Source organism: Anaerotruncus sp. (assembly GCF_057433415.1).
Genome location: NZ_DBMDHH010000039.1, coordinates 20513 through 27166, shown reverse-complemented (window position 1 = coordinate 27166; position 6654 = coordinate 20513). Strand labels below are relative to the sequence as shown.

At 67.3% G+C, this 6654-nt stretch carries 7 protein-coding genes; 6 read left to right on the top strand and 1 reads right to left on the bottom strand.

Annotated features, from left to right (window positions below):
- The first annotated feature begins 43 nt into the window (after positions 1-43).
- From ACZO3G_RS10765 to ACZO3G_RS10740, 6 genes are read left to right on the top strand one after another with little or no spacing between them, the layout of a single operon-like run.
- Positions 44-649 (top strand): histidine phosphatase family protein, encoded by a 606-nt coding sequence (locus tag ACZO3G_RS10765; RefSeq protein WP_276870226.1) that lies wholly within the window; start codon positions 44-46, stop codon positions 647-649.
- Entirely contained in the window at positions 642-1613 is a 972-nt protein-coding gene (gene cbiB / locus ACZO3G_RS10760; protein WP_276870222.1) for an adenosylcobinamide-phosphate synthase CbiB, read from the top strand. Before ACZO3G_RS10765 ends, cbiB begins: the two co-directional genes overlap by 8 nt.
- A 10-nt stretch (positions 1614-1623) precedes the next feature.
- Positions 1624-2676, top strand: coding sequence for a pyridoxal phosphate-dependent aminotransferase (locus tag ACZO3G_RS10755; RefSeq protein ID WP_276870221.1), 1053 nt, complete (start codon positions 1624-1626; stop codon positions 2674-2676).
- 2 nt (positions 2677-2678) lie between these two features.
- The gene (locus ACZO3G_RS10750) at positions 2679-4178 is read left to right on the top strand and encodes a cobyric acid synthase (protein ID WP_276870219.1); all 1500 of its coding nucleotides are present in this window, start codon (positions 2679-2681) and stop codon (positions 4176-4178) included.
- The gene (locus ACZO3G_RS10745; RefSeq protein ID WP_276870217.1) at positions 4175-4702 is read left to right on the top strand and encodes a cob(I)yrinic acid a,c-diamide adenosyltransferase; all 528 of its coding nucleotides are present in this window, start codon (positions 4175-4177) and stop codon (positions 4700-4702) included. The genes ACZO3G_RS10750 and ACZO3G_RS10745 overlap by 4 nt, the downstream gene beginning before the upstream one ends.
- Before the next feature lie 8 nt (positions 4703-4710).
- Entirely contained in the window at positions 4711-5355 is a 645-nt protein-coding gene (locus ACZO3G_RS10740; RefSeq protein ID WP_276870216.1) for a precorrin-8X methylmutase, read from the top strand.
- Positions 5356-5414: 59 nt separating this feature from the next.
- On the opposite strand, the gene ACZO3G_RS10735 is transcribed toward ACZO3G_RS10740, so the two are convergent.
- Positions 5415-6614, bottom strand: a complete 1200-nt coding sequence (locus tag ACZO3G_RS10735) for an LL-diaminopimelate aminotransferase (RefSeq protein WP_277138656.1) — start codon at positions 6612-6614, stop codon at positions 5415-5417.
- Between the last annotated feature and the right edge of the window lie 40 nt (positions 6615-6654).

Genomic DNA, 6654 nt, shown 5'->3' with positions numbered 1-6654 from the left:
GCGTCTATGCGGGCATCCCGGCGGTCATCAAGGGGGGAGAGGCGTGAAGATCATTTTCATCCGTCACGGCCCCACCCCGGGGAACCTCGCGCGCCGCTATATCGGGAGCACCGACGAGCCGCTCGCGCCCGGAGTCCTGCCGGGCTACCCCGCCCCGGCGGCGGAGCGGGTCTACGTGAGCCCGCTGCTCCGCTGCCGCCAGACGGCGGCGCTCCTCTATCCCGCCGCAGCGCCGGTAACGGTGCCCGACCTGCGCGAATGCGACTTCGGCGCGTTTGAAAACAAGAGCTATGAGCAGCTTCAAAACGATCCCGCCTACCGCGCGTGGATGGACGACCGCACCGGGACGCTCGCGCCGCCCGGCGGGGAGGACACCGCCGCCTTCCGGCGGCGGTGCTGCCGCGCCTTTGAGGAGATTGTGGAGCGATGCCTCGCGGACGGCGTCTCCTCGGCGGCGTTCGTCGTGCACGGCGGCACGATCATGGCGGTGATGGAGCGGTTTGCCGAGACGGATTCCCCGCGCGGCTTCTACGACTGGCAGCCGGAAAATTTCGGCGGCTGGGCCGCGTGCACGACGCGGGAGCTCTGGCGGGACCGCCGGGTCCTCACCGGCGTGCGGAAGCTGGGGGAGGGCGCCGCCGATGCTTGACCGGGTGATCGCCATCGGGCTGGGGTTTCTGCTCGACGCGGCCTTGGGGGACCCGCACGGATTCCCGCATCCCGTTCGGTGGATCGGGCGGCTGATCTCCGCGCTGGAAGAATTCCTGCGCGCCCGCTTCCCCAAATCGCCGCGCGGCGAACGGACGGCGGGGCGGCTGCTCGCCCTGCTGACCGTCCTCATTTCGGCGGGCGCGGCGTGGGGGCTGCTGTGGCTTTCGCGGCGCCTTCTGGGCCGGTGGGCCGCGCTCGCGGTAGAAACGGTCCTCTGCTACTGGCTTGTCGCCGCGCGCTCCCTGCGCGACGAGAGCATGAAGGTCCACGCCGCGCTTGCGGCGGGCGACCTGCCCGGTGCGCGGCGGGCCGTTTCGATGATCGTCGGGCGGGACACCGCCATGCTCTCCGAAGAGGGGGTCGCCAAGGCGGCGGTCGAGACGGTCGCGGAGAACACGGGCGACGGGGTCGTCGCGCCGCTCTTTTTCCTCGCGCTCGGCGGCGCGCCGCTCGGCTTCCTCTACAAGGCGGTCAACACCCTCGACTCGATGGTCGGCTACAAAAACGACCGCTACCGGGAGTTTGGACGCTGCTCCGCGAAGCTCGACGACCTTCTCAACTGGATTCCCGCGCGGCTTTCCGCGCTCCTCATGATCGCGGCCGCCGCCCTCTGCGGGCTTGACGCGCGCGGCGCGGCGCGCATCTGGCGGCGGGACCGCCGAAACCACCAGAGCCCCAACAGCGCGCAGACCGAGGCGGCCTGCGCCGGCGCGCTGGGGGTGCGCCTCGCGGGGGACGCCTGCTACGGCGGCGTGCCCGTAAAAAAGCCCACGATCGGCGACGGCCGCCGCGCCGTGGAGCCGGAGGACATCCGGCGGGCCAACCGGCTGATGTACGGGACCTCCCTGCTGGCGCTGGGGATGTTCCTCTCGGTAAAAATACTGATTTTATACCATCTATAAAGGAGAACACATGGACAGACAGCTTCACGGCGGCGATACCTACGGGCATCCGTCCGCGCTCGACTTTTCCTCCAACACAAGCCCGCTCGGGCTTCCGGAGAGCGTCCAAGCGGCGCTTGCCGGTTCGGTCGGCGACTGGGACGGCTATCCCGACCCGCTCTGCCGCGACCTGACGGCGGCGATTGCGGCGGCGGACGGGGTGCCCGCCGCGTGGGTCCACTGCGGCAACGGCGCGGCAGACCTCATCTTCCGCGTGGCGCAGGCGTTAAGGCCCCGCCGCGCGCTCACGCTCGCGCCCACCTTTTCGGAGTACGAATACGCCCTCGCGGCGGCGGGGTGCGAGACGACCTTCCATCCGCTGCACGAGAAGGACAACTTCGCGCTGACCGACACGATCCTGGGCAAGCTGAGCCCCGCACTCGACCTTTTAATGCTCTGCAACCCCAACAATCCCACCGGCCAGCCCGCCGATGGGGAACTGCTGCGCCGCATCCTCAAAAAATGCGCCGACTGCAAGATCACGCTTGTGGTCGACGAGTGCTTCGTGCCCTTCCTTGACGAACCGGAGGCGCACACCCTCAAGGGAGAGCTCGCGGCGCATGGGAATCTCATCCTCCTGCGGGCGTTCACCAAGCTCTACGCGATGGCGGGCCTGCGGCTCGGCTATCTGCTCTGCGCGAACCCTGAGACGATCGAGGCGGTCTGCGCCTGCGAGCCGCCGTGGAACGTCTCGCTGCCCGCGCAGACGGCGGGGATCGCCGCCCTCGCGGACGGGGAGTACGTCTCCCGCGTGCGGGAGGTCGTCAAGGCGGAGCGGAAATACCTCGCCGGGGAGCTGCAAAAGCTCGGCCTGCGGGTGCTTGGGTCGCGGGCGAACTACCTCTTCTTCAAGTGCAACGCCTGCCGCGACCTCGACGCGCTGCTCGAACAGCGCGGCATCCTCATCCGTCCGTGCGGCAATTTCCGGGGACTGGACGAGCGGTTTTACCGCGCGGCGGTCAAGACGCACGCGCAGAACGAGCGGCTGGTCGAGGCGCTTACGGAGATTTTGAAGGGGGCGTAGGCTTGGCGAAGGCGATCATGGTGCAGGGGACCTCGTCGGGCGCGGGCAAGAGCCTGCTGGCGGCCGCGCTCTGCCGGATCTTCCGGCAGGACGGCTATTCCGTTGCGCCCTTCAAATCGCAGAACATGGCGCTCAACTCCTTCATCACCGACGAGGGGCTCGAGATGGGCCGCGCGCAGGTGGTGCAGGCCCAGGCGGCGGGGATCGCGCCGTCGGTGCGCATGAACCCCATCCTGCTCAAGCCCTCCTCCGACACCGGTTCGCAGGTGATCGTGAATGGCGAGGTGCTCGGCGACATGAGCGCCGCCGAATATTTTAAAAGGAAGCGGGAACTCGTCCCAAAGGTCGTGGAGGCGTATGAATCGCTCGCGGCGCAATACGACGTGATCGTACTTGAGGGTGCGGGCAGCCCGGCGGAAATCAACCTCAAGGCGGAGGACATCGTCAATATGGGCATGGCGCGGCTTGCCAAGGCGCCCGTCCTGCTGGCGGGGGACATCGACCGGGGCGGGGTGTTCGCCTCGCTGGCGGGCACCGTCATGCTGCTGGAACCGGACGAGCGCGCGATGGTGCGGGGGCTCGTCATCAACAAATTCCGCGGCGACCGGGAGATTCTACGGCCGGGGCTCGACCAGATCGCGGACATCACCGGCGTGCCGGTCGTGGGCGTGGTGCCCTGGCTCGACGTTGACATCGACGACGAGGACAGCCTCTCCGAGCGGCTCACGGGCCGCGGCGGCCCTGCGCTTGTCGACATCGCGGTCGTGCGGCTGCCCCGCATCGCCAACTTCACCGATTTCGCCCCACTCGAGCGGATTCCCGGCGTCTCGGTGCGGTATGCCGCGTCGCCCGCCGCGCTGGGAAATCCCGACCTCGTCATCCTGCCGGGCAGCAAAAACACGATGGAGGACCTTCTGTGGCTGCGGCAGAACGGACTGGAGGCCGCCGTCAAAAAGCACGCGGCGGCGGGCGGCGCGGTGCTGGGCATCTGCGGCGGCTACCAGATGCTCGGCGAGCGCCTCGCAGACCCCGACGGGGTCGAGCACGGCGGGACGCTCTGCGGCCTCGGCCTGCTGCCCGTCCGGACGGTGTTCGCCAAAGAAAAGACCCGTACCCGTGTGACGGGCCGCTTTGAAAGGGCGGAAGGGATTTTTTCCGGGCTTTCGGGCGCGGCGTTCGAGGGCTACGAAATCCACATGGGCCGCACGGAGCGGGACTGCCCGCCGCTGATGGAGCTGCGTACCGGGCGGGGAGAAGGGAAGCCGGACGGCGCGTCGCGCGGGAATGTCTGCGGCAGCTATGTGCACGGGCTCTTCGACAACGGCGAGACCGCCGCCGCGCTGGTGTGCTGCCTCTGTAAGGCAAAAGGGCTTGACGCATCCGATATCGCGGCCGTCGATGCGAAGTCCTACCGGGAGGCGCAGTACGACAAGCTCGCGGCGGCGGTGCGGGAGAGCCTCGACATGGGCGCGGTCTACAAAATTTTGGAGGAAGGCATATGAACAGGGGGCTGATCCACATCTACTGCGGCGACGGCAAGGGCAAGACGACCGCCGCGATCGGTCTGGCGGTGCGTGCCGCCGGGCGGGGCATGCCGGTGCTGATCGCGCAGTTTCTAAAGGGGAGGGAGAGCGGCGAGCTGCACGTGCTCGCGAAAATCCCCGAAATCACTCTTCTGCGCGGCAAGGCGGGTGACAAGTTCACCTTCCAGATGGACGAGCGGGAGCTCCAGCAGACCTACGACGAGAACAGCAAGCTCCTGCTTTCCGCCGTGGAGGCGGCGCGGGCGGGGGATTGCAGGCTGCTGGTCCTCGACGAGATCATGGGGGCGCTCTCGACCGGGACGGTGGACGCCGACCTGCTGCGCAGCTTTGTCGAGCGAAAGCCGGCGGAACTCGAGCTGGTCCTCACCGGCCGCAACCCGCCCGGCTGGCTGGTCGAGGCGGCCGATTACGTCTCGGAGATCCAAAAGCGAAAACACCCCTTCGACCGGGGAATTCCCGCGCGCGAGGGAATCGAACTGTGAGAGACGCCATGAAACGAGAATTGGAACATCTGCTGCCCGCCGACATCGAGCGGCGCAGCTTCGAGATCATCTCGGCGGAGCTGGAGGGGCGGGGGATCGTGCTTCCGGAGGAGACGGCCCCCATCGTCAAGCGGGTCATCCACACGACCGCCGACTTCGATTACGCGGAAAGCCTCGTCTTTTCGCCCGGCGTTGTGGAGACGGCGCGCGCCGCGCTGCGCGCGGGCGCGGCCGTCGTGACCGACACGCAGATGGCGCGCGCGGGGATCAACAAGACCTCCCTCGCCCGGTTCGGCGGGGAGGTCCGCTGCTTCATGTCCGACCCGGACGTGGCCGCCGGGGCAAAGGAAAACGGCACGACCCGCGCCGTCGCGTCGATGGACAAGGCCTCCGCGCTGCCGGGGCCGCTCCTCTTCGCGGTCGGCAACGCCCCCACGGCGCTCATCCGCCTCTGCGAGCTCGTTTCCGAAGGAAGTCTCCGGCCCGCGGCGGTGATCGGCGTGCCGGTGGGGTTTGTGAACGTGGTCGAGGCCAAGGAGCTGCTGCTCGAAAGCGGCGTCCCCTGCATTGTCGCGCGAGGGCGCAAGGGGGGCAGCAACGTCGCCGCCGCGATTGTGAACGCACTGCTCTACGGAATGGAAGGCGGCCGGTAAACACATAAAAAAGGGGCGCGGAACCGCTTTGGTTCCGCGCCCCTTTCTGCATTGGCGGATTATTTGAGGATCGCCTTGAACCGCTCCATCGCTTCGGCGGTCTGCTCCCGGCTGGAAAATCCGGTGAGGCGGAAATACCCCTCGCCGTTGACGCCGAAGCCCGCGCCCGGCGTGCCGACGACGGCGGCGTTTTCGAGCAGGTAGTCGAAGAACTCCCACGACTTCATGCCGTTCGGGCACTCCATCCAGATGTAGGGGGAGTGGATGCCGCCGAAGTAGCGGATGCCCAGCTCGGAAAGGGTGTCGGCGATGAGGCGGGCGTTCGCCTTGTAGTAGCCGACCATCTCGCGCGACTGGCGCACGCCCTCGTCGGAGAAGACGGCGGCCGCGCCGCGCTGAATGATGTAGGAGACGCCGTTGAACTTGGTGGTCTGCCGGCGGAGCCACATGCGGTTGAGGGAGAGCGTCTCGCCGTCGGAGGCGCGCATCGTCAGTTCCCTGGGCACCACGGTGTAGGCGCAGCGGGTGCCGGTGAAGCCGGCCGTTTTGGAGAGGGAGCAGAACTCGATCGCGCATTTCTTCGCGCCCTCGACGGCGAAGATGCTGCGGGGGAGGCTGTCGTCCCCGATGAACGCCTCATAGGCCGCGTCGAAGAGGATGACCGCTTTGTGTTCGAGCGCGTAGGCGACCCACGCCTTCAGCTGGTCGAGGGTATAGACCGCGCCAGTCGGGTTGTTGGGGGAGCAGAGGTAGATGAGGTCGGCGTGGATGTCGGGATTGGGCATCGGCAGAAAGCCGTTTTCAGCGTTGGCATTGAGGTAGAGCACCTCGCGGCCGTCCATGACGTTGGTGTCGACGTAGACGGGGTAGACGGGGTCGGGGATAAGCACGACGTTGCCGACGTCGAACAGGTCGGTGATGTTGCCGACATCGCTCTTCGCGCCGTCGCTGACGAAAATCTCATCCGGGTCGAGGGAGACGCCGTGTCCGGCGTAATAGCCCTGAATGGCGCCGCGCAGGAAATCGTAGCCCTGCTCGGGGCCGTACCCGTGGAAGGAGGCGGCGTTCGCCATCTCGTCGACCGCGCCGTGTAGGGCGGAGACGACCTCGGGCATGAGCGGGAGGGTCACGTCGCCGATTCCCATCCGGATGATCTTTTTGTCGGGATGCGCCGCCGTAAAGGCGTTCACCCGCTTTGCGATATCGGAAAACAGGTAACTCTCCTTGAGGTTCTGGTAGTGTTCATTGAGCTTTGGCATCGTTCATCACTCCTGTTGAGATATCAAAAATGCCCGCCGC